A 22,323-nucleotide genomic window follows, 5' to 3' on the forward strand; every position below is an offset into this window, starting at 1 on the left:
GCACCGGAGACGGGCGCGGGGCCGACCACTACGCGCCCCGCAGCGAAGCCTTCCTCCGGCGTTCCCGCACGCTGCTGCGGAAATGCACCGCCCGGATCCCCGCTACCGGCCCCCGGCACTCGGGCCGCCCCCGAGAACCGCGCCGACGCCCCGCCGTGAGCGGCGGACCCCGACGCCGAAAGCCCATCCGCAGGGCCCGGCCCGGCCCCATCAGCCCGCGCCGGACCGCCACCCGCCGCGCCCAACCCGAGAGCGCCCGACCCGACCGCACCCGACCCGCCGGCACCCGACCCGACCCCGGCCGGACCGACCCCGGCCGGACCAAGACCGGCCGGACCAAGGGCGGCCGGACCAAGGGCGGCCGGACCAAGGGCGGCCGGACCCGCGACGCCGAGTCCGACCCCGGGGGTACCGGCGGCCGGCTGGTGGGGGGGATGGCGGGCGGCGAGCGGTGGGGGTGTCGCGGTCGGGGTGAGAGGGGATGCGGCGGGCTCGCGCAGCCGGCCGGCCGGGCCGCTCAGGCGGGCGGCGCCCAGGGCGATGCCGAGTTCGGGCTGTTCGTCGGAGGCGACCGGGCGGCCGAAGGACTCCGCGACCACGGCGCCGACCAGCGGGATTCGGGAGGAGCCGCCGGCCAGCAGGATGCAGCGCAGGTCGGCGGGGGTGACCGAGGCCGCGCGCAGGGCGCGGTGGACGGCGGCGACGGTGTCCTCCAGGGCCGGGGCGATCAGCGCCTCGAACTCGGAGCGGTGGAGGCGGATGCGGGTGTGCAGGCGGGGCAGGGCCACGCCGATCTCGGTGTCCGGGTCGAAGGACAGGTTCTCCTTCGCCGCCACGCATTCGCGGCGCAGGCGGGTCAGGGCCTCGGTCACCGACGGGTCGGCCAGGTCCATGCCGGCCAGGCGGTCGCTCAGCCGGCCGCGGACGTATTCGAGGATCGCCTCGTCGAAGTCGATGCCGCCGAGCTGCTCCACGCCCTGGGGCTCGCCGAGCACCTCGAAGCCGTCGGTCGTCTTGCGGAGCACCGCGGCGTCGAAGGTGCCGCCGCCCAGGTCGTACACCGCGATGGTTTCGCCCGGGGCGACCCGCGCGGTGCTCGCGTAGCGCACCGCGGCCGCTTCCGGTTCGGTGCGCAGGGTCGTCGGGGGCAGGTCGGCCAGTTGGGCGGCCTGGGTGAGCAGCTCGCGTTTGTACGGTCCCCAGTTGGCGGGGTGGGTGAGCACGATCCGGCTCGGCGGGCCGCCCTGGGTGGCCGCGACCGCGGCGGTGACGTGTTTCAGCAGCCGGGCGGTGAGCGCGTGGGCCGACATGGGGGTGCCGCCCAGCAGGATCGGCACCGGGTCGCCGAGGCGCCGTTTGAACTCGCGGGCCAGCCGGGTCGGTTCGCTCTCGCCGCGACGTCGGGCGGCGTCGCCGACGAGCACCTCGCCGTCGGGGCGCAGGAAGACCACCGACGGTATCTCCGGTTCGCGACCACCGAGCCGCACGGTCTCGACGTCGCCGCCCACGTTGATGGCGGCGGCGGTGTAAGTGGTACCGAGATCGACCCCGAGGCCGTACTCCACCATCTCCCGAATGCTAGGAGCGGCCGCGCGCCGGCGATACTCTCCGCACGAAAGCCGACACCCGGCGGGGACCGATCCGCCCGTTAGAGTGCGTCGCGGCGGCGCCGCAGATGCTCCCGTTCCGGGTCGGTGCGGACCAGGGCCAGGGCCTCGTCGAACGCCACGGCGGCTTCCGCGGGCCGGTCGAGTCGGGTGAGCAGCTCCGCCCGGACCGCCGGGAGCAGGTGACTGTCGCGGACGGTGAGACCGTCCAGCAGGGACAGAGCGGCCTCCGGGGAGCCGGCCTCGGCGATCGCCACCGCCCGGTTGAGGCGGATCATCGGGGACGGCAGGCGGCGTTCCAGTTCGGCGTAGAGATGGGCGATGCGGGGCCAGTCGGTCGGTGCGGGTCCGGCGTGCTCGGCGGCGATCAGCGCCTGCAGGTGATATTCGCCGGGCATCGGGGTGGCCTCCAGCAACCCGAGCAGGCTCGCACCGCGGGCGATCTCGTCGTGGTGCCAGCGCGAACGGTCCTGGTCGGGCAACAGGATCAGGGCCCCGTCCGGCGCCACCCGGGCGTCGCGCCGGGCGTGTTGGAACAGCATCAGGGCAAGCAGAGCGAGGGTACGGGACTCACCCGGCAGCAGCTCGCCGACCAGGTAGCCGAGCCGGATCGCCTCGTCGGCCAGGCGCGGGCGGAGCAGGTCGGGGCCGGCCGTGGCCCGGTAGCCCTCGGTGAAGATCAAGTAGATGACCTTGAGGACCACGTCGAGCCGGGCCGGCAGGTCGGCCGCCGTGGGGGCACGCAGCGGGATGCCGGCCACCGCCATCTTCGCCTTGGCGCGGGTCAGCCGGGCGGCCATCGTCGGCTCGCTGACCAGGAAGAGCCGGGCGATCTCGGCAGTGGTCAGGCCGGCCACGAAGCGCAGCATGAGGGCGGCCCGCGCGTCGGCGCGCAGCGCGGGGTGGCAGCACGCGAACAGCAGGCGCAGCCGCTCGTCGGGCACATCACCGTCCTCCCCGCCGAGCTCCGCCGCACCGGGCGGAACCAGGAGAGCCGCCGCGGGCGGGCCTGCGCAAGCCTCCCCGGGCGAGTCGGCGAAGGCCTCTGCGGGCAGGGCCGCGAAAGCAGCCGCGGGCGGGTCGGCGATCAGCAGCGGCAGGCGGCGGGCGGCGGTCTGCTCCTGGCGCAGGTGGTCGAGCGCGCGCCGGTAGGCGGTCGTCCACAGCCATGCCGCCGGGCGTTGCGGGACGCCCCGCGCGGGCCACACGCGCGCGGCCGCCACGAACGCGTCCTGCAAGCTGTCCTCGGCCACGTCGAAACGGCGCAGCCGGGTCACGAGCAGGGCGAGCAGGCGTGACCACTCGTCGCGGTACGCCTGCTCGACGGCCTGGTCCGGGGTCAGTTGCCGGTCTCCGGGTGGATGACCACGGGACGCACCTCGACGATCGCCTCGGGCAGTTGCCTCGCGATCTCCAGCGCGGCGTCGAGGTCAGGGGCCTCGATCAGGTAGAAGCCGCCCAGCTGTTCGGCGGTCTCCGCGTACGGCCCGTCGGTCGTGCCCACCGTGTCGCCGGTGTTGCGCACCGTGGTGGCGGTGTGTGCCCTGGCGAGTTCCTGACCGCCGGGCAGCATGGCCCCACGCTCGCGCAGCATCGCCATGAAGCGGGCGTGCCGCTCGTCGTTCGCCTTCAACTCGGCCTCGTCGCGGGTCTCCCAGGCCTTCTCGTCGCCGTAGATCAGAAGCGCGTAGTGCATCGGAATCTCCCTCCTGGGCGCCGCGGAAGGCGGCACCGGTGAAGTGATGACGCCGCGCTCCCGCCGTTTTCGACAGCACCGCGGATTATTTTTCTAGGCGAGCCAGCCGGGGCGGATCAGGCCCGCCTCGTAGGCGAGGACCACCAGCTGGGCACGGTCGCGGGCGGCCAGTTTGATCATGCTGCGGCTCACGTGCGTCTTGGCGGTGGCGGGGCTGATCACCAGGCGGGCGGCGATCTCGTCGTTGGACAGTCCCTCGGCCACCAGCACCAGCACCTCGCGCTCGCGGTCGGTGAGCGCGTCGAGCAGCGCCGGCGGGGTGGCCGGCCGGGCCTGGGCCTGCCTGGTGGCGAACTCGCCGATCACCCGGCGGGTGACGCTCGGCGACAGCAGGGCATCACCGGCCGCGACCGCCCGGATGCCGCGCAGCAGGTCGACCGGTTCGGTGTCCTTGACCAGGAAGCCGGAGGCGCCGCCGCGCAGCGCCTCGAACACGTACTCGTCGAGCTCGAACGTGGTCAGGATGACCACCCGGGTCTCGGCCAGCGCCGGATCGGCGGCGATGCGCTTGGTCGCCTCGAGGCCGTCGACGCCGGGCATCCGGATGTCCATCAGCACCACGTCGGGGTGGGTCTGCTGGGCCTGCCGGACCGCCTCGAGACCGTCGGCGGCCTCGGCCACCACCTTGATGTCGGATTCGGCGTTGAGCAGCGCCCGGAACCCGGCCCGCACCAGGGCCTGGTCGTCAGCCAGCAGAACGGTGATCACGCGGGGCTCCCGTCGTCGGGGGTGGGCAGAAGAACCGAGACCAGGAAGCCGCCGTCGACCGGCCCGGCCTCCACGCTGCCACCGAGGATCTGGGCGCGCTCGCGCATCCCGGCGATCCCGGTGCCCTCGCCGGCGGAGGCGTCGGTCTCGGCCGCCGGCCCGTCGTTGCGGATGGCCAGGTGCAGGGCGGTCGGGAGGTAGTCGACGCAGATCGACGCGGTCGCGCCCGCACCAGCGTGCTTGCGCACGTTGGTCAGCGCCTCCTGGACGATGCGGTAGGCGGCGCGGTCGACCTCCGGCGGCAGCGGCCGCTCGGCGCCGGTGACCTCGGTGGTGATCGGCAGGCCGGCGTCGGCGGTCAGCTCCTCGAGCCGGCTCAGGCCGAGCGCGGGCCGGCGCGGCGCGGGCTCGTCCTTCGCCCGCATCACGTCGAGGACCGTCCGCACCTCGCGCAGCGCCTCGGCGGAGGCCGACTTGATCGCGGTGAGCGCCTCGCGGGCCTGCTCCGGCTGCTTCTCCATCAGGTGCAGACCCACCCCGGCCTGCACGTTGATCAGCGAGAGGTGATGGCCGAGCACGTCGTGCAGCTCACGGGCCATGCGCAGCCGCTCCTCCGACGCCTGGCGCAGTTCCTGCTCCTCTTTCGCCCGGGCCCGCTCGGCGCGCACCTTCATCATGTCGGCCAGGTGCTCGGAGCGGACCTTGGCGGCCCCGCCGAGAAAGATGATCATGGCGATGGCGATGGCCAGCAGCACGCCCTCGCGCCAGCCGGGACGCCCCACGGCGGGAAGGGTGATGGTGTCGCCGAGGCCCCAGCAGGCGCCGAAATAGGCGGCGAAGGCCAGGCCGGCCACCACCGCGGCGGCCCTCGGCCGGCCCATCCGGGCCAGGTTGAACAGCGCGATCGCGGGCGCGACCGCGAAGGTCCAGCGCGGCGCGGCGTTGGTGCCGAAGGCGATGGACGCGGCGGCCGCGATCACGAGGACGGTGACCGGGGCGCGCTTGCGGAACACCAGCGCCACCGGGCCGGCCAGCAGCATGGCGTAGAGCGCCGGGGTCATCGGCCGCCAGGCGACGTCGTCGCCGCCCATCACCTGGATGAAACCCGCGACGACGGCCACGCCGGGATGCGCCAGGCCACGCCGCTGGAACCGGCCGCTGCGGCGATCCTCGCGCCACGGCGGCCCCCAGGGCTTCACGTCTTCCATGCGGCCGAAACTACGGCAACGGCCGGGCGGCGACATCGGACCACGGTCCGAGGGGTGGGTACGACCCGGGTCGTACGACCGCGGTGGTGGATGCCTCCCCCGGCGTACGCGCAAGGTCCCGAGCATCGCGAAGCCGCCGCCAAGATGCGACCGTGGGCCGACGCCGCGCAGCGGTGGAAGGCCGACTCTGGAGTCACGACTTCCCCGAGGAGGAAACCGTGAACCCGAACGAGGTCCCGACCCGCATGCGCACCAGCGACGCCGAGCGCGAGAAGATCGCCGAGATCCTGCGCGCCGCCATGACCGAGGGCCGCCTGACCCTGGCCGAGGGCGAGGAACGGCTGGCCGCCGCGTACGCCGCCAGACATCGCGACGAGCTGGGGCCGCTGACGCGGGATCTCCCCGACGCCGGGGGGCGCGCCCTGACCGAGGCCCGCGGGCCGCGGGCGCGGCTCGCGACACGCCGGAGCCTGCTCCGCCACACCAGCTTCGTGCTGCTGGCGGCGGGCCTCCTGACCGGCCTGTGGACGCTCTCCGGAGCGCACTTCTTCTGGCCGGCCATCCCGCTGGTGTTCCTGGTCATGGGCCTGGTGCGGCACGCGCGGTGGAGCCACTACGAGCCGCACTACGGCTACGCCCACCGGGTCGCGCCGTGGAACGCACCCGCCACGATGGACTAGCGGTCGTTGATTGACCCTCCCCGTTCTGCGAAAGTGATCAACGGGGAGGAACAACACAACATGATGGGACCGTCGCACGCCCTTTCGGGGGCGGCCGCGTGGCTGGCCGGCAGTTGGGCACTCGACCATTTCGCGGGGTACGGTCAGTCGCCGCTCGCGATCGCGGTGGGCGCGACGGTCTGCGCGGGCGGTGCGCTGCTGCCCGACCTGGACCTCTCCGGCAAGGTCACCCGCAACCAGGGCGGCGCCACGGTGGCCCGCACGTTCGGGGTGTTCTCCCTGTTCGTGGCCGAGGTGATCGAGAAGATCTCGCTCGGCGTCTACACCGCGACCCGGCTCAGCCGGGATCCGCGGCGCAACAACGGCCACCGCACCTTCACCCACACGCTGCCGTTCGCGGCCCTGGTCGGCTGGGGCACGACGACGCTGTGCACGCATTACGGCAAGTGGGCCGTCGTGGGCATCATCTTCTTCATGGCCGGTCTCGCGCTGCGCGGCCTGTTCGACAAGTGGGCCGAGCGGGCCGGCTGGCTGATCGTGACGATCTGCGCGGCGGTGATCGCCTGGCTGACGGCGGCCGCGCTGCCCGGCGACCGGGGCTATCCGATGCTCGGGTTCGCCGTCGGTGTCGGCTGCGTGGTGCACCTGCTGGGCGACATGATCACCTCGGCCGGCGTGCCGATCCTGTGGCCGATACCGACCGGCCGGCGCATGTGGCGGATGGTGGGGGTGCCGGACGGCGTGGCGGTGCGGGTCGGCGGCCGGGTCGAGACGCTCGTGCTGCGCACCGCGTTCACCGCCATCGCGCTGATGTCGATCGCCGCGATGTTCGCCCCGGGCCTGCTGCATCGCTTCGAGCTGGACGCCTGGGCCGACAACGCACCGTGACCGGGCGGGTGGTCTCAGTGGCCGCGGCCACGCTGCTCCGAGTACGCCTCGCGGCTGGCCTCGATCTGCGGCACGTGCTCGATCGCCCAGCCGGCCAGGGCGAGCGCCGGTTGCAGCAGGCTCCGGCCGGCCGGGGTGAGCTCGTACTCGACCCGGGGTGGCACCTCGGCGTGCACGGTGCGGGAGACGAGGCCGTCGCGTTCCAGGTTGCGCAGGGTGAGGGTGAGCATGCGCTGGGAGATGCCGGGGATCTGCCGGTGCAGGTCGGTGAAGCGCAGCCGGCCCGCGTCGAGGGTGGCCACCACCAGCAGCGTCCACTTGTTGCAGATCTGGTCGAGGATCCGGCGTAGCGTCCGGCCGCCGTCGCCCTTGATCATGCAGGCGTGCGGAAAATTCATCGGAACCCCCTCAGGCACACGGATGTGCCTTTTGTAAGGCAGTCCTTAGTGCCGCATGATGTGGTCACTTCCCGATAGTAACCAAGGGGCTGGCATGGAAATCGCGTTCTGGATCGTCGCTGGGCTCCTCGCCCTCTTCTACCTCTATGCCGGCGCGCAGAAGGTGCTCCGCAGCCAGGAGAAGCTGCGCCCGATGATGGGCTGGGTCGACGAGATCCCGATGCCGGTGGTCCGGCTGATCGGGGTGCTGGAGATCCTCGGCGCGCTCGGGCTGGTCCTGCCGCCGCTGACCGGCATCGCCCCCGGCCTCGCCGTGGCCGCCGCGATCGGCTTGGTCCTCATCCAGGTCGGCGGCATGATCGTGCACCTGCGCCGGGGCGAGAAGAACCTGATCGGGCTGAACATCGCCCTGCTCGTCCTCGCCGCCGTGGCCGCCTGGCTCGCCGCGGCCCGGTTGTGAGCCGAACCTGTCGTACCCCCGCCGCACAATGAACGCGTGCTGGTAGCGGTGGCGCCCGACGGGCGTCTTCAGGATCTGCGGGCCGACGGGTCCCCCCTCGGCCCGCCCCGGCACGTAGGCGACCTGCCGGCGGCGATCGCCGAGCGGGCCGCCGCCGACCGGCCCCGCTGGGTCTGGCCGGCGACGATCGACCTCTACCCGGTGCTGCTGCGGGCCGGGGTGCGGGTCGACCGCTGCCATGACCTCGAGCTCACCGAGGCCCTGCTGCTGGGCCATGCCGGCCGCTGGGGCGCGCCGCGGGCGCTGGCGGCGGCGCGGGCGCGGTTGCACGGCCTGCCGGTTCCGCCCGACACCGCCCGGCTGGCGGCCGAGCCGCCCGGCTTCGCCCAGGGCGCCCTCTTCGAGACGATGAGCGCACCGCGGGCCACTGCCGGCTTCGACGTGCTCGAGGCCGTCCGGGAGGTGTACGCGGATCAGCTCACCCGCATCGCCGCGCTCGACCGGCCGGGACGGTTCCGGCTGCTGGTCGCCGCCGAGTCGGCCGGTTCCCTGGTCGGGGCCGAGATGGGGCACGTGGGGCTGCCGTGGCGGGCGGACATCCACGACAAGTTGCTGCGGGAGCTGCTCGGCGCGCCGCAACCGGTCGGGCCGCCGCGCCGGCTGGCCGAGCTGACCGCCGAGATCAACGAGGCGTTCGGCACCCACGGCCTGCATCCCGACTCCCCGGCCGAGGTGGTGCGGGCGTTCGCCCGGGCCGGCGTCGACGTGCCGAACACCCGGGCCTGGGTGCTGAAACAGGTCGCCCATCCGGCGGTCGAGCCGCTGCTCGAATACAAGGAGCTCTACCGCATCTGGGTGGCGCACGGCTGGACGTGGCTCGAGGCCTGGGTGCGCGACGGGCGGTTCCGGCCGGAATACGTCCCCGGCGGGGTGGTCTCCGGCCGCTGGGGGGCGCGGGGCGGCGGCGCGCTGCAGGTGCCCAAGGTGATCCGGCGGGCGGTGGTGGCCGACCCGGGCTGGTGCTTCGTGGTGGCCGACGCCGGTCAGCTCGAGCCGCGCGTGCTGGCCGCGGTCTCCGGCGACGAGCGGTTCGCCGCCGCGGGCGCGGCCGGTGACCTCTACGCCGCGCTGGCCGCCGACTCGTTCGCCGGGGACCGGGCCAAGGCCAAGGTCGCCCTGATCGGCGCGATGTACGGGCAGACCGGCGGCAATGCCGTCCCGGCCCTGGCGGTCCTGCGCCGGCACTACCCGAAGGCGTTCGAATACGTCGAGGCCGCGGCCCGCACCGGGGAGGCCGGCGGGCTGGTCCGGTCCTGGCTCGGCCGCACCTGCCCGCCCGCCGCGGCGGCGTGGCGCGCTGAGTCCGCCGGTGGTGGCGGTCTCGACCCGCCGGAACAGGCCGGGTCGGCCGAGACACCGCAGGGCGGCGCGTCCGGCCGGGCCCGCGGCCGGTTCACCCGCAACTTCGTGGTGCAGGCCACCGCGGCCGAGTGGGCCCTGGTCCTGCTGGCCACGGTGCGCACCGCGCTGGTCGGGATGCGGGCCGAGATGGTGTTCTTCGTGCACGACGAGGTGGTGGTGCACTGCCCGGCCGAGGAGGCCGAAACGGTGGTCACGGCCGTGCACGAGGGCGCGGAAACCGCCGGGCGGCTGCTGTTCGGCGACACCGCTGTTCGTTTCCCCCTCGACGTCTCAGTAGTTGGTGTATACGCCGACGGCAAGTGACGAATGGAGTAGCTTTGTGTGTCCAAGCGAGAGGCGCTGCAACGGGGTGACACCCGCCACGCTCGCTCGGTGAATTCCGACCAAGGGCGCCTCCGTTGTAACCACGGAGGTGGTCGGTATGCAGAGAAGCGCGCGTCTCGCCGAGCTCAAGCGGATCCTGTCGGCACGGGAGCGGGTCCTGGTGCTCGACGGCGCCTGGGGCACCATGCTGCAGGGCGCCGAGCTCAGACCCGAGGACTACCGCGGCGACCTGATCGCGCCGGATCACCCGCAGGACGTCACGGGCGACCCCGACCTGCTGATCCTCACCCGCCCCGACGTGATCCTCGACGTCCACCGGCAATATCTCGCGGCCGGCGCCGACATCACCACCACCAACACCTTCACCGCGACCAGCATCGCCCAGGCCGACTACGGCCTCGAGTCGCTGGTGCACGAGATGAACGTGCAGGGCGCCCGGCTGGCCCGGCAGGCCGCCGACGAGGCCGGTGGCACCCGGTTCGTGGCCGGTTCGGTCGGCCCGCTCAACGTGACCCTGTCGCTGTCCCCGCAGGTCGACGACCCGTCCTACCGGGCGGTCACGTTCGACCAGGTCAAGGCGGCCTACGCGGAGCAGATCGCGGCGCTCGCCGAGGGCGGCGTCGACCTGCTGCTGATCGAGACGATCTTCGACACGCTCAACGCCAAGGCGGCGATCGCGGCGGCCCAGGAGGTCGCGCCGGAGCTCCCGCTGTGGATCTCGGTGACGATCGTCGACCTGTCCGGCCGCACCCTGTCCGGGCAGACGGTCGAGGCGTTCTGGCGCTCCATCGAGCGCGCCCGTCCCCTGGTCGTCGGGGTGAACTGCGCACTCGGCGCGACCGAGGCCCGCCCGCACGTGGCCGAGCTGGCCCGCCTCGCCGACGTCTATGTGGCGGCGCACCCCAACGCGGGCCTGCCCAACGCGTTCGGCGGTTACGACGAGACCCCGGCCCAGACCGCCGCGCTGATCCAGGGCTTCGCCGAGGACGGCCTGGTCAACATCGTCGGCGGCTGCTGCGGCACCTCCCCCGCGCACATCGCCCGGATCGCCGAGGCGGTCGCCGGGTTCCAGCCGCGCGCGATCGACCCGCCCGCCGCCACCACCCGGTTCTCCGGGCTGGAGCCGTTCGCGATCGGCCCGGACACCGGTTTCGTCATGATCGGCGAGCGCACCAACGTCACCGGCTCAGCCCGGTTCCGCCGGCTGATCGAGGCCGACGACTACCAGGGCGCCGTCGCCGTGGCCCTCGACCAGGTGCGCGGCGGGGCCAACCTGCTCGACGTCAACATGGACGCCGACCTGCTCGACAGCGAGCAGGCGATGACCAAGTTCCTCAACCTGATCGCCACCGAGCCCGAGGTCGCCCGCATCCCGGTGATGATCGACAGCTCGAAGTGGACGGTGCTCGAGGCCGGCCTCAAATGCGTGCAGGGCAAGGGTGTGGTCAACTCGATAAGTCTCAAGGAGGGCGAGGAGGCCTTCCTGGAGCAGGCCCGCCGGATCCGGACGTTCGGCGCCGGCGTCGTCGTCATGGCCTTCGACGAGCAGGGCCAGGCCGACACCCGCGACCGCAAGGTCGACATCTGCGGCCGCGCCTACGACCTGCTCGTCGGCAAGGCCGGCTTCGCCCCCGACGACATCATCTTCGACCCCAATGTGCTCGCGGTGGCGACCGGCATCAGTGAGCACAACGGCTACGCCAAGGCGTTCCTCGAGGCCCTGCCGCTGATCAAGCAGCGCTGCCCGGGCGCGCGCACCAGCGGCGGCATCTCCAACCTGTCGTTCTCGTTCCGCGGCAACGACGTGGTCCGCGAGGCCATGCACTCGGCGTTCCTCTTCTACGCCGTGCAAGCGGGCCTGGACATGGGCATCGTCAACGCCGGCCAGCTCGCCGTCTACCAGGACATCCCGGCCGACCTGCTCGAGCTCGTCGAGGACGTCCTGTTCGACCGCCGGCCCGACGCCACCGATCGCCTGGTCACGTTCGCGTCGACGGTCACCGGCAAGGGCAAGCAGCGCGAGGTCGACCTGTCCTGGCGGGAGGCGCCGGTGCGGGAGCGGCTCAGCCACGCGCTGGTGCACGGCATCGTCGACTACATCGAGGACGACACCGAGGAGGCCCGCCGGGAGCTGGCCCGGCCGCTCGACGTGATCGAGGGTCCGCTGATGGACGGCATGAAGGTCGTCGGCGACCTGTTCGGCTCGGGCAAGATGTTCCTCCCGCAGGTCGTCAAGAGCGCCCGCGTGATGAAGCGCTCGGTGGCCTACCTCGAGCCGTTCATGGAGGAGGAGAAGCAGCGCGCGATCGCCGAGGGCCGCGCCGAGACGACCCGCGGGCAGGGCAAGGTCGTGCTGGCCACGGTCAAGGGCGACGTCCACGACATCGGCAAGAACATCGTCGGCGTGGTCCTGGGCTGCAACAACTACGAGGTGATCGACCTCGGCGTGATGGTGCCGGCCGCCCGGATCCTCGACACGGCGGTGGCCGAGGGCGCCGACGTCATCGGCCTGTCCGGGCTGATCACCCCGTCGCTCGACGAGATGGTCTCGGTCGGCGCCGAGATGCAGCGGCGCGGTCTCAAGCTGCCGCTGCTGATCGGCGGCGCGACCACGTCGAGGCAGCACACCGCGGTGCGCATCGCGCCCGCGTACGACGCGGCCACGGTGCACGTGCTCGACGCGTCCCGGGTCGTCGGCGTGGTCTCCGACCTGCTCGACCCCGAGCGGGCCGAGAAGCTCGACATCGACAACCGGGCCGACCAGGAGCGGCTGCGCGAGCAGCACGCCAACCGGCACGCCCAGCCGCTGCTGCCGCTGGAAAAGGCCCGCGCCAACCGCGAGTCGGTCGACTTCAGCGAGCTGCCCACGCCGGCCTTCACGGGTGTACGCGTGGTCGAGCCGACCATCGCCGAGCTGCGCGAGATGGTCGACTGGACGTTCCTGTTCCTGGCCTGGGAGCTCAAGGGCAAGTTCCCGCAGATCCTCGACCGGCCGGAGGCCCGCGAGCTGTGGGACGACGCCAACACCCTGCTCGACAAGATCATCGCGGACGGATCGTTCCGGGCCCGCGGGGTGTACGGGTTCTGGGGCGCGCACGCCGACGGCGACGACATCGTGCTCGACAACGGCGTGACGTTCCCGATGCTGCGCCAGCAGACCGAGAAGCCGGCCGGCCGGGCCAACCGCAGTCTCGCCGACTACATCGCGCCGGCCGGTGACCACCTCGCCGGTTTCGCGGTGGCCATCCACGGCGCCGACGAGCTGGCCCGCGGGTACGAGGCCGACCACGACGACTACCGGGCCATCATGGTGAAGGCCCTGGCCGACCGGCTGGCCGAGGCGTTCGCCGAGTTCCTGCACCTCAAGGTGCGGCGGGAGTGGTTCGAGCCGGACGCCCAGCCGGTGCTGGCGGACCTGCACGCGGAGCGGTTCCGCGGCATCCGGCCGGCCCTGGGTTACCCGGCCAGCCCCGACCACAGCGAGAAGAAGGACCTCTTCGAGCTGCTCGGCACCGACGAGATCGGCGTGGCCCTCACCGAGTCGTTCGCGATGACCCCGGCCGCCGCCGTCAGCGGCCTGATCTTCGCGCACCCCGACGCTCGCTACTTCACCGTCGGGCGTCTCGGCAAGGACCAGATCGTCGACTACGCGAAGCGGCGCGGGATGAGCGTCGACGAGGTCGAGCGCTGGCTGCGCCCCAACCTGGCGTACGACATCGACTGACGGAACTCAGGAACCGCTCAGCTCCGTCACAGCGTGTGCTCGACTCGGGTCGCTACGGTGAAGTGCCAAGCTTCACGGAGGACGGCACACGATGAGCGGCATCAAGCGTTTCCTGCTCTCCATGGTCGCGTCGAAGGTCAACCGGATGGCGCACAAGCACGGCGCCGGCCACGGTCATCCCCCGCAGTACGGGTACGGCCACCACCCGCAGCCGGGACACCACGGGCACTACCGCCACCACGGCCACTACCGCCACCACGGCCACTACCGCCATCACGGGCACTACCGGCACCACGGGCACTACCGCCGTCGCCGGTTCTGGTGAAATGACGGCCGGTCGCGATTCGCGGCCGGCCGGTTCCAGCCGGGGCCTGCCCGGCCGGTCGCGGAAAGGCCCCACGTGACCGGCGCGGGCAGGCCCCACCCGTTCAGTTGTCGCTGGACCGGGCCCACAGGTTGATGCCGGACTCGGTGGCGTACTTGTCGATCTCGGCCAGCTCGTCGTCGCTGAACGACGCGTTGTCGAGGGCGGCCACGTTGTTCTCCAGCTGGCGCACCGAGCTGGCGCCGAGGACCGTCGAGGTCATCCGCTCGTCGCGCAGCACCCAGGCGATCGCCATCTGGGCGAGGGACTGGCCGCGCCGCGCGGCGATCTCGTTCAGCGCCCGGATCTTGTCCAGGTTGTCGGCGCTGAGCAGCTCGGTCGACAGCGACTTGTCCTGGCTCGCCCGGGAGTCGTCGGGCACCCCGTCGAGGTAGCGGTCGGTCAGCATGCCCTGGGCCAGCGGCGAGAAGGCGATGCATCCGGCGCCGGCCTCGGCCAGGGTGTCGAGCAGATCGCCCTCGATCCACCGGTTCAGCATCGAGTAGGACGGCTGGTGGATCAGCAGCGGCGTGCCGAGGTCCCGCAGGATCGCGGCCGCCTCGGCGGTCTTCTGCGGCGAATACGACGAGATGCCGACGTACAGCGCCTTGCCCGCGCGGACGGCCGCGTCGAGCGCCCCCATCGTCTCCTCGAGGGGAGTCTCCGGGTCGAAGCGGTGCGAGTAGAAGATGTCGACGTAGTCGAGGCCCATCCGCTTCAGCGACTGGTCCAGCGACGCGGTCAGGTACTTCCGGGAACCCCAGTCACCGTACGGGCCGGGCCACATGTCGTAGCCGGCCTTGGTCGAGATGACCAGCTCGTCGCGGTGCGGCCGGAAGTCCTGGGCCAGGTGCCGCCCGAAGTTGGTCTCGGCGCTGCCGTAGGGCGGGCCGTAGTTGTTGGCCAGGTCGAAATGGGTGATGCCGAGGTCGAAGGCGCGGCGCAGGATGTCGCGCTGGGTCTCGAACGGCTTGTCGTCCCCGAAGTTGTGCCAGAGGCCGAGCGAGACGGCGGGCAGCCGCAGACCACTGCGCCCGACCCGCCGGTAGGTCATCTTGTCGTACCGGGACATGTACCGAACCTTAGGGAAGAAGTGCCAGGCCTTAGGGAAGTAGTGCGAGGTCAGAGGCGGTCAACTCAAGTTCGGAGGCGGCCGCGGAGTCCTGGATCGAGGCGGGCCGACTGGCCCCCGGGATCGGGATCACCACCGGCGACTTGGCCAGGTGCCAGGCCAGGCAGACCCGCTGCGGGCTCACCCCGTACCGTTCGGCGACCTCGGCGAAGCCGCCGCCGAGCCCGCCGGCCCTGCTGATGCCGCCCAGCGGCGACCAGGGCAGGAACGCGATCCCGAGCTGGTCGCACAGCTCCAGTTCGGCCGCCGACGACAGGAACTCGGGGGAGAACTGGTTCTGCACCGAGACGAGCCGGCCGCCGAGGATGTCGCGCGCCTCGACGATCTGGGCCGGGTCGGCGTTGGAGATGCCGGCCATCCGGATCTTGCCGGCGTCGAGCAGGTCGCGGATCGCGCCGACCGACTCGGCGTAGGGCACGGCGGGGTCGGGCCGGTGGAACTGGTAGAGGCCGATCGCGTCGACGCCGAGGCGCTTGAGCGACTCGTCACAGGCGTGCCGGAGGTGCTCGGGCGAGCCGTCCTGGGTCCAGCTGCCGTCACCGGGCCGCAGGTGGCCGCCCTTGGTGGCGACGAGGACGTCGCTGGTGTCGCCGCCGTAGGAGGCGAGCGCGCGGGCGATCAGCGACTCGTTGTGACCGACCTCGTCGGCGTGCAGGTGGTAGGCGTCGGCGGTGTCGACAAGCGTGACGCCCGCGTCGAGAGCGGCATGAATCGTGCTGATCGAGCGTTCCTCGTCCGGCCGGCCCTCGATCGACATCGGCATTCCGCCGAGGCCGATCGCGCTGACCTGGACATCGCCGATCTGGCGGCTCTGCATTGGGGGGGTCCTCTCACAGATGGATACGAACCCCATCGTGGTACCCGCAGCCGGCCCGTTCAAGCGGCGGCCCCGCCGGGTCGGGCCGGCGAGGCGCTGCCGCTGACGGTCAGGCGATCATGAGCTGGGGCACGGGCCGGGCCAGCACCTCGGTCACCCGGCCGGTCTGGAGGCAGTACTGCGCCGCGACCGCGTCCAGGGCGCCCCGGCGGACGGCGGCGTCGAGCGTCGACGACCGTTCCCGGAGCAGTTCGAGGGTGAAGGCGGCGTGCTGGGCGCCGACCTCCTCCGGGGTGGCGGCGCCGCCCAGGCGGGCGCGCAGCACGTTCGGCGCGATCTTCTCGGCCACGTCCCGGATGTAGCCGTGCGGGACGTCGACCTCGTCGACCACCCGGGCCGCCGCGGCGACCGCGCCGCAGCCCTCGTGGCCGAGCACGACGAGCAGCTCGACGCCGAGGACCTCGACGGCGTACTCCAGCGAGCCGAGCACCGCCGAGTCGACCGTGTGCCCGGCGGTGCGCACCACGAACAGGTCACCGAGGCCCTGGTCGAACAGGATCTCAGCGGGTACGCGGGAGTCCGCGCAGCCGAGGACGAGGGCGAACGGGTTCTGCGAGTAGGCGAGCTCGGCCCGGCGCGAGGCGCCGCGCTTGTCGTCGGCGCGGCTGCGGCCCTGCACCCACCGGTTGTTGCCCTCGCTCAGCCGGGCCCAGTTGTTGCTGTTCATGTGTGCTCCCGAATCAGTTGAGGATGGCGCCGGTGACGGCGACCTGCTCCTTGAGGACCCCGCTGATGAGTTCCTGGGTCTCGTTGATCTGCTCGACCGCGGTGTGGATCTCGGCGAGCGACGCGGTGACCGCGTCGACCCGGGCCTGGATGGTGCTGACCCGGTCGCTGACGTCGGCGGTGGCCCGCTCGGTCTCGCTGGACAGCTCCTTGACCTCGCCGGCGACGACCGCGAAGCCCTTGCCGGACTCACCGGCGCGGGCCGCCTCGATCGTCGCGTTGAGCGCGAGCAGCTTGGTCTGCGCGGCGATCGACTGGATCGCCTGCACCACCTGGTTGATCTCGGCGCTGGCCTGGCCGAGCGCCGCCACCTGCTCGTTCGCCTCGACGGTGAGCCGCTCGCCCTGGGCCGCCACGGTGGCCGCCGAGCTGACGTTGCGTTCCACCTCGGCGATCGAGTCGAGGAGGTTGCGACCCGCGCTGTGCAGCTGGGCCGTCGAGGTGAACCGCTCGAGCGCCTGCCCGACCAGGAAGGCCGTGTTGCGCAGGGCCGCCTCCCGGCTCGGCGACATGATCAAGGTGCGGGTGGCGAAGAAGTCCATCGTGCCGACGATCTTGCCGGCCACCCTGATCGGCAGGCAGACACCCGACTTGACCCCGGCGCGCTGAGCGGCCGGCCGGCGTACGCAGTCGGTCAGCTCACCCAGGTCCTCGACGAAGACGAGGTCGCCCCGCGCCCACGCCCGGCCGGACAGGCCGACCCCGTGCGCGAACGACGCCGACATGGTGACCTGGCGGAACTCGGCCCCGGCGTCGCCCGACTCGAGCGCGAACCGGAGCACCTGGGCGTCCTCGTCGAGGCTCCAGAACGAGCCGTACTGCCAGTCGAAGTCCTTGCGGACGGTCTCCAGGGCGGAGCGCAGCGCCTCGTCCTGGCTGACGGCCTGGGTCATCTGGCGGATCACCGTGGAGACCGCGTCGACGTCCTGGGCCGACTTCTCCTGGCGTACCGCCTCGTGCAGGCGCATCAGGGTGTTGGAGACGAGCAGTCCGACGGTCCGCAGGACGGCCAGCCGCCCCTCGGACGGGTTGAGCTCCTCCATCGCGAAGAAGTCCATGGTGCCGACGACCTTGTCGTCCTCCATCAGCGGGAAACAGATGCCGCTGTGCACACCCGCGCGGGTCGCGGCGGGTGCCCGGGAGCAGTCCGTGAGGTCCGCGAGACGCTGGACGAAGACCAGGTCCCGGGCCCGCCAGGCGCGCCCGGAGAGGCCGACGCCCTCGGCGAACGACGCCTCGAGGGTGACCCGGCGGAACTCCTCGCCGGCGCTGCCGCTCTCCTGGGCGAACCGCAGCACCTGGGCCGGGCCGTCCAACTGCCAGTACGACGAGTAAGCCCAGCCGAACCCCTCTCGGACCAGCCGCAGCGCGGCCCCGATCGCCTCGTCCGGCGAGCCGGCCGTTTCCATGGCCCGGACGATCGCGGTCACCGCTTCCACGTCCGCCCGCGCCTCATCCAGATCCGCGCTGATGAGCGCTGTTGCCGACTGCCTCTTCGAGCCGAACACGGTTCTCCTCCCACCTTGAGTGCCGTGAATGTCGGCGGGAGAGGGCCGTAGTTGAGAACTCCGAACGTCCGGACGTCACCTACCGGTACGGCCGCGGCCCGGGTCGCTCAGGCCCGCGGCCGGGCCAGCCCGTTGTCGTAGGCGAAGATGACGGCCTGGATGCGGTCCCGCGCACCGATCTTGGCGAGGACCCGCCCGACGTGCTTCTTCACCGTCGACTCGGTGAGGGTGAAGCGCTCCGCGATCTCGGTGTTGGTGGCGCCCTGGCCGATCGCGACGAGCACCTCCCGCTCCCGGTCGCTCAACGTGGCCAGCCGCGGGTCGGGCGCGGGGGCCGGGTCCGGCCGGCTCAGGAAGGCATCCATCAGCCGGCGGGTCAGGCTCGGCGCCACCACCGAGTCGCCGATCGCGACCGCCCGGATGCCGGCGATCAGCTCCTCCGGGCGGGCGTCCTTGAGCAGGAAGCCGCCGGCCCCGGCCCGCAGTCCGGCGTAGACGTACTCGTCGAGGTCGAAGGTGGTCAGGATCAGCACCTGGGTGCGCGACCCGGCACCGGTGATCCGCCGGGTCGCCTCGATGCCGTCCATGCCGGGCATGCGCACGTCCATCAGCACCACGTCGGGGCGGGTCCGCTCGGCCATCCGGACCGCCTCCGAGCCGTTGGCGGCCTCCCCCACCACCGTCATCCCGGGGGTGCCGTCGAGCAGCATCCGGAAACCCAGGCGCTGCAACGGCTGGTCGTCGGCGATCAGCACGGTGGTCATGACGGCTCCTTGAGGACGACGTCGACGAGCCAGCCGCCGTCGGCCGGGCCGGCGGTGATCGCACCGCCGTAGAGGCCCACCCGCTCCCGCATCCCGACGAGCCCGTGGTTCGGCGGGCCGGGCACACCCCGGCCGTTGTCGCGTACGCGTACCCGTACCTCCGAATCGGACGCGGTGACCGTGACCTCCGCCGCCGCCCCGCGCCCCGCGTGTTTGAGGGTGTTGGTCAGTGCCTCCTGGACGATGCGGTAGACCGCGAGCTGCACGCCCCGGCCCAGTTCGTGCAGGTCGCCGGCGGCGGTGTAGGTGACCGGCAGGCCCGCCGCCCGCACCGTCGGCAGCAGCCGGTCGAGGTCGTCGATGCCGGGCTGCGGGCTCAGCTGCGGATCGGCGTCCTCCGCGCGCAGCACCCCCAGCACCCGGCGCAGCTCGGCGAGCGCCTGCCGACCGGTCTCGCCGATCAGCCGCAGCGGTTCGGCGGTCTGTTCCGGGCGGGAGACCGCGAGCGCGGCGGCGCCGTCGGCGAGACCGACGATCACCGAGACGTGGTGGCCGACGATGTCGTGCATCTCCCGGGCCACCCGGGCCCGCTCGTCGGCGACGGCGAGGCGGGCCCGCTGGTCCCGTTCGACCTCCAGGCGGGCGGCGCGGTCCTCCAGCGCCATCAGGTACGCCCGGCGGGTGCGCGCCACGAGGCCGAACGCGACCGCGGCGGCGGACGTGCCGAGCCCCAGGAACAGCGTGGTGGTGCGGTGTTCCAGCACCGGCTCGAACAGGTAGATCTCGGCGGTCAGCAGCCCGGCCGTGACCCCGGAGCTCCAGGCCAGCGCCCGCCAGGTCGACCGGGACGCCACCGAGAACAGCATCACCAGCAGGATCACCCCGGCGGTGACGCCCGCGTCGAGGGCCGCCTCGACCAGCTCGATCGCCGCCGCGGCCAGGAACGCCGGGAACGGGTGCCGCCGCCGCCAGTACAGCGGCGGCAGCAGCGCCAGGGTCGCCAGGGTGGCCGACAGCGGCTTCTCGATGATGTTCGGGATGCTCAGGAGCACCGGCGGGATCGCCACCAGGCCGTCCAGCAGCCACGGCCGGCGCCGGTCGAGGGCGCGCAGCCGTTGCCGGCGGTCGAGCAGCGAATTCATGGTCTAAGCATCGCTTCTCTTGAGGCGGTATGCCGCCGCCGCCAGAGTTATCGCGACATATCCCGCGAACACCGCCAGGCCGGTCCAGGGCGCCAGCATGTGCTCCCCCGGGGTCAGCGTCATCACCGCGCTGCCCGCGTTGCTCGGCAGGTAGGGGGTGATCGCGTCCGCGATCGAGCGCGGCAGCAGGCCGGCCAGCCCGGGAACGATGAGCAGCCCACCGGCCAGGATCGCGATCGCGCCGGCACTGGACCGGACCAGCATGCCGAGGGCGACCCCGAGCACCGCGACCAGGCCCAGGTAGAGACCGGCCCCGAGCAGGGCCCGCAGCACGCCGCCGTCGCCGAGGCCGACGCCGCTGACGCCGTCGTTGAGGACCGCGGCGCCGCCGGCGAACGCGGCGAACGCCCCGGCGGTCATCACGACGACCGCGGCGGCCCCGGCGACCAGACTTTTCGACCACAGCACCGGGAGCCGCCGGGGCACCGCCGCGAACGTCGCCCGGATCATTCCGGTGGTGTACTCCCCCGCGGCCAGCAACACCCCGAGCACGCCGACCGCGAGGGCGGCCAGGGTGCTGCCGGACAGGGCCAGGTCGACGGCGGACATCCCGGGCCCGGAGAACGACGCCGACGCGATCATGCCGAACGCGATGAGCAGGAACGCCGACACCCCGGTGGTGATCCAGGTGGAGCGCAGCGAGGAGAACTTGGTCCATTCGGCGGCGACGACGCCGCCCGGGGTGATCTTCATCGGGCAGCCTCGTATTCGACGGCGTCGCGGGTCAGGTCCATGAACGCCTCCTCCAGGGAGGCGTTCTGCGGGGTCAGCTCGAACAGCGGGATGCCACGGGTGGCCGCGGCCAGCCCGATCTCGCGGGCGGAGAGCCCGGTGACGAACAGTTCCTCCCCCGCGAGGGCGCCGGTCGAGGTCACCGTGACACCCGCGCCGCCGATCAGCGCGCGCAGGTCGTCGGGGGCGGCGGTGACCACCCGGACGCCCTCGGCGGTGACCAGGTCGGCGACCGTGGTGTCGGCGAGCAGCCGGCCCCGGCCGACGATCACCAGGTGGTCGGCGATCAGCGAGACCTCGCTCATCAGGTGCGAGGAGAGCAGCACGGTCCGGCCCTCGGCGGCCAGCCCGGCGAGCAGGTTGCGCACCCACAGCACGCCCTCGGGGTCGAGGCCGTTCACCGGCTCGTCGAGCATGACCACGGCGGGGTCGCCGAGCAGGGCGGCGGCGATGCCGAGCCGCTGGCCCATGCCGAGCGAGAAGGCGCCGACCCGCTTGTGCGCGACCTGCTCCAGCCCGGCGAGGTGCAGCACCTCGTCGACCCGGGAGCGCGGGATGCCGTGCGTGCGGGCCATGGCGAGCAGGTGCGCGACGGCGCTGCGGCCGGGGTGCACGGCCTTGGCCTCGAGCAGCACGCCGAGCTCCTGGAGCGGGGCCGTCGACGTCGCATAGACCTTGCCGTTGACCAGCACGTCGCCGGAGGTCGGGGCGTCCAGCCCGACGATCATCCGCATGGTCGTCGACTTGCCGGCGCCGTTCGGGCCGAGGAAGCCGGTCACCTGGCCGGGCCGGGCGGTGAAGGACAGCCGGTCGACGACCGTCTTGTCCCCGTAGCGCTTGGTTACTTCGCGTACCTCGATCATGCTTCGACGCTATTTCGCGCGGCGCCCCGCGCAGCGGTACCACGGGCGGCACTTGGCCGCCGCCCGTGGTACCGCGGTACTACTTGACCGCGCCCGCGGTCAGGCCGGCCTGGATCTGCCGCTGGAAGATCGCGTAGACCACGATCATCGGCAGGATCGACAGGGTCAGTGCGGCGAACAGCGTCGACCACTGGGCGTGGTAGCCGGCCGAGGTGCTGATGTTGGCGATGCCCTGGGTCAGCAGGTACTTCGACTCGGCGCCGGGACCGGTCATCACCACGACCGGCAGCAGGTACTGGTTCCACTGCCCGACGATGTTGAAGATCGTGATGCTGACCAGGCCGGACCGCGCCATCGGCATCATGATCTGGAAGAACTTACGGGTGTGCGAGGCGCCGTCGACGGTCGCCGCCTCCTCGATCTCGTACGGCAGCGACTTGAAGAACGCGGCCAGGAAGAACACCGTGAACGGCAGCGAGTAGGCGATGTAGACGAGCACCAGGCCGGTGTACGAGCCGAGCAGCCCCATGTTCTTGAGGATGTAGAACAGCGGCGCCAGGGCCATGAACGTCGGGAACGCGAGGCCCGAGACGAACATGTAGTAGATGAACCGGTTCCCGCGGAAGCGGTAGCGGGCCAGCACGTAGGCCGCCATCGAGCCGAACAGCATCGTGCCGGCCGTGCTGACGAGCACGACGATGACGGAGTTGAAGAAGTAGCGCCCGATGTGGGCTTCGTTCCACGCGTCGAAGTAGGTGGACAGCGAGAAGCTCGCCGGCAGCGCGAACGGCTTGCCGAGGAAGATCTCGGTGTTGTTCTTGAACGAGGCCAGCACCACCCAGATCAGCGGTCCGGCGGTGACCAGCGCCCAGGCGATCAGCGCGACGTGCGCGAGCCCGGTGAACGCGTTGATGTCCCGCTTGGCGCTGGGCTTGGTGCCGGCGCTCTTGGTGGTGGGCCGGTCGGCAACCAGGGTCATC

21 protein-coding genes are annotated in these 22,323 nt (G+C 72.3%); 6 read left to right on the top strand and 15 right to left on the bottom strand.

Features of this window, described 5'->3' with window-relative positions; genetic code table 11:
- The 5 genes from Afe05nite_RS12910 to Afe05nite_RS12930 form a co-directional block, all read right to left on the bottom strand.
- On the bottom strand, positions 1-1,568 hold a 1,568-nt coding region (locus tag Afe05nite_RS12910), incomplete at its 3' end, for an Hsp70 family protein (RefSeq protein ID WP_203817295.1).
- 80 nt (positions 1,569-1,648) lie between these two features.
- Entirely contained in the window at positions 1,649-2,950 is a 1,302-nt protein-coding gene (locus Afe05nite_RS12915; RefSeq protein WP_203817326.1) for an RNA polymerase sigma factor, read from the bottom strand.
- Complete coding sequence (locus Afe05nite_RS12920; RefSeq protein ID WP_203817296.1) at positions 2,947-3,303, bottom strand: YciI family protein; 357 nt, start codon at positions 3,301-3,303, stop codon at positions 2,947-2,949. The genes Afe05nite_RS12915 and Afe05nite_RS12920 overlap by 4 nt, the downstream gene beginning before the upstream one ends.
- Positions 3,304-3,396: 93 nt before the next feature.
- Positions 3,397-4,071, bottom strand: a complete 675-nt coding sequence (locus Afe05nite_RS12925) for a response regulator (RefSeq protein ID WP_203817297.1) — start codon at positions 4,069-4,071, stop codon at positions 3,397-3,399.
- Positions 4,068-5,279: a sensor histidine kinase gene (locus Afe05nite_RS12930; protein ID WP_203817298.1), complete on the bottom strand. Its 1,212-nt coding sequence runs from the start codon at positions 5,277-5,279 to the stop codon at positions 4,068-4,070. The genes Afe05nite_RS12925 and Afe05nite_RS12930 overlap by 4 nt, the downstream gene beginning before the upstream one ends.
- 218 nt (positions 5,280-5,497) lie before the next feature.
- Here Afe05nite_RS12930 and Afe05nite_RS12935 point away from each other — a divergent pair, with 218 nt between their 5' ends.
- Together Afe05nite_RS12935 and Afe05nite_RS12940 are read left to right on the top strand one after the other, a co-directional pair.
- Complete coding sequence (locus tag Afe05nite_RS12935) at positions 5,498-5,959, top strand: DUF1707 SHOCT-like domain-containing protein (protein ID WP_239117779.1); 462 nt, start codon at positions 5,498-5,500, stop codon at positions 5,957-5,959.
- 60 nt (positions 5,960-6,019) lie between these two features.
- Positions 6,020-6,847, top strand: a complete 828-nt coding sequence (locus Afe05nite_RS12940) for a metal-dependent hydrolase (protein WP_203817328.1) — start codon at positions 6,020-6,022, stop codon at positions 6,845-6,847.
- Between the two features lie 14 nt (positions 6,848-6,861).
- On the opposite strand, the gene Afe05nite_RS12945 is transcribed toward Afe05nite_RS12940, so the two are convergent.
- Positions 6,862-7,245, bottom strand: a complete 384-nt coding sequence (locus Afe05nite_RS12945; protein ID WP_203817299.1) for a winged helix-turn-helix transcriptional regulator — start codon at positions 7,243-7,245, stop codon at positions 6,862-6,864.
- Positions 7,246-7,339: 94 nt separating this feature from the next.
- On the opposite strand from Afe05nite_RS12945, the gene Afe05nite_RS12950 reads away from it, so the two are divergent.
- From Afe05nite_RS12950 to Afe05nite_RS12965, 4 genes are all read left to right on the top strand, one after another.
- On the top strand, positions 7,340-7,705 hold the full coding sequence (locus Afe05nite_RS12950; RefSeq protein ID WP_203817300.1) for a DoxX family protein: 366 nt from the start codon (positions 7,340-7,342) through the stop codon (positions 7,703-7,705).
- A 36-nt stretch (positions 7,706-7,741) separates the two neighbouring features.
- On the top strand, positions 7,742-9,430 hold the full coding sequence (locus Afe05nite_RS12955; protein ID WP_203817301.1) for a bifunctional 3'-5' exonuclease/DNA polymerase: 1,689 nt from the start codon (positions 7,742-7,744) through the stop codon (positions 9,428-9,430).
- 118 nt (positions 9,431-9,548) lie between these two features.
- Entirely contained in the window at positions 9,549-13,175 is a 3,627-nt protein-coding gene (gene metH / locus Afe05nite_RS12960; protein WP_203817302.1) for a methionine synthase, read from the top strand.
- Between the two features lie 91 nt (positions 13,176-13,266).
- On the top strand, positions 13,267-13,500 hold the full coding sequence (locus Afe05nite_RS12965) for a hypothetical protein (RefSeq protein ID WP_203817303.1): 234 nt from the start codon (positions 13,267-13,269) through the stop codon (positions 13,498-13,500).
- Between the two features lie 103 nt (positions 13,501-13,603).
- Here the strand turns inward: Afe05nite_RS12965 and mgrA are convergent, their stop codons facing one another.
- The 9 genes from mgrA to Afe05nite_RS13010 form a co-directional block, all read right to left on the bottom strand.
- Positions 13,604-14,611: an L-glyceraldehyde 3-phosphate reductase gene (gene mgrA, locus Afe05nite_RS12970; protein ID WP_203817304.1), complete on the bottom strand. Its 1,008-nt coding sequence runs from the start codon at positions 14,609-14,611 to the stop codon at positions 13,604-13,606.
- Positions 14,612-14,642: 31 nt separating this feature from the next.
- Entirely contained in the window at positions 14,643-15,488 is an 846-nt protein-coding gene (locus Afe05nite_RS12975) for an aldo/keto reductase (protein WP_203817305.1), read from the bottom strand.
- A gap of 109 nt (positions 15,489-15,597) precedes the next feature.
- Positions 15,598-16,215 (bottom strand): carbonic anhydrase, encoded by a 618-nt coding sequence (locus Afe05nite_RS12980; RefSeq protein ID WP_203817306.1) that lies wholly within the window; start codon positions 16,213-16,215, stop codon positions 15,598-15,600.
- A 13-nt stretch (positions 16,216-16,228) separates the two neighbouring features.
- Entirely contained in the window at positions 16,229-17,782 is a 1,554-nt protein-coding gene (locus Afe05nite_RS12985; RefSeq protein ID WP_203817307.1) for a GAF domain-containing protein, read from the bottom strand.
- A gap of 107 nt (positions 17,783-17,889) precedes the next feature.
- Entirely contained in the window at positions 17,890-18,546 is a 657-nt protein-coding gene (locus tag Afe05nite_RS12990; RefSeq protein WP_203817308.1) for a response regulator, read from the bottom strand.
- Positions 18,543-19,688: a sensor histidine kinase gene (locus Afe05nite_RS12995; RefSeq protein ID WP_203817309.1), complete on the bottom strand. Its 1,146-nt coding sequence runs from the start codon at positions 19,686-19,688 to the stop codon at positions 18,543-18,545. The genes Afe05nite_RS12990 and Afe05nite_RS12995 overlap by 4 nt, the downstream gene beginning before the upstream one ends.
- A 3-nt stretch (positions 19,689-19,691) precedes the next feature.
- Positions 19,692-20,441, bottom strand: coding sequence for an ABC transporter permease (locus Afe05nite_RS13000; RefSeq protein ID WP_203817310.1), 750 nt, complete (start codon positions 20,439-20,441; stop codon positions 19,692-19,694).
- The gene (locus Afe05nite_RS13005; protein ID WP_203817311.1) at positions 20,438-21,343 is read right to left on the bottom strand and encodes an ABC transporter ATP-binding protein; all 906 of its coding nucleotides are present in this window, start codon (positions 21,341-21,343) and stop codon (positions 20,438-20,440) included. The genes Afe05nite_RS13000 and Afe05nite_RS13005 overlap by 4 nt, the downstream gene beginning before the upstream one ends.
- 79 nt (positions 21,344-21,422) lie before the next feature.
- Positions 21,423-22,322, bottom strand: coding sequence for a carbohydrate ABC transporter permease (locus tag Afe05nite_RS13010; protein ID WP_203817312.1), 900 nt, complete (start codon positions 22,320-22,322; stop codon positions 21,423-21,425).
- Position 22,323 lies beyond the last annotated feature (1 nt).

Origin of the sequence: Paractinoplanes ferrugineus (assembly GCF_016862195.1) — a bacterium.
In the GTDB taxonomy this organism is placed as follows: domain Bacteria; phylum Actinomycetota; class Actinomycetes; order Mycobacteriales; family Micromonosporaceae; genus Actinoplanes; species Actinoplanes ferrugineus.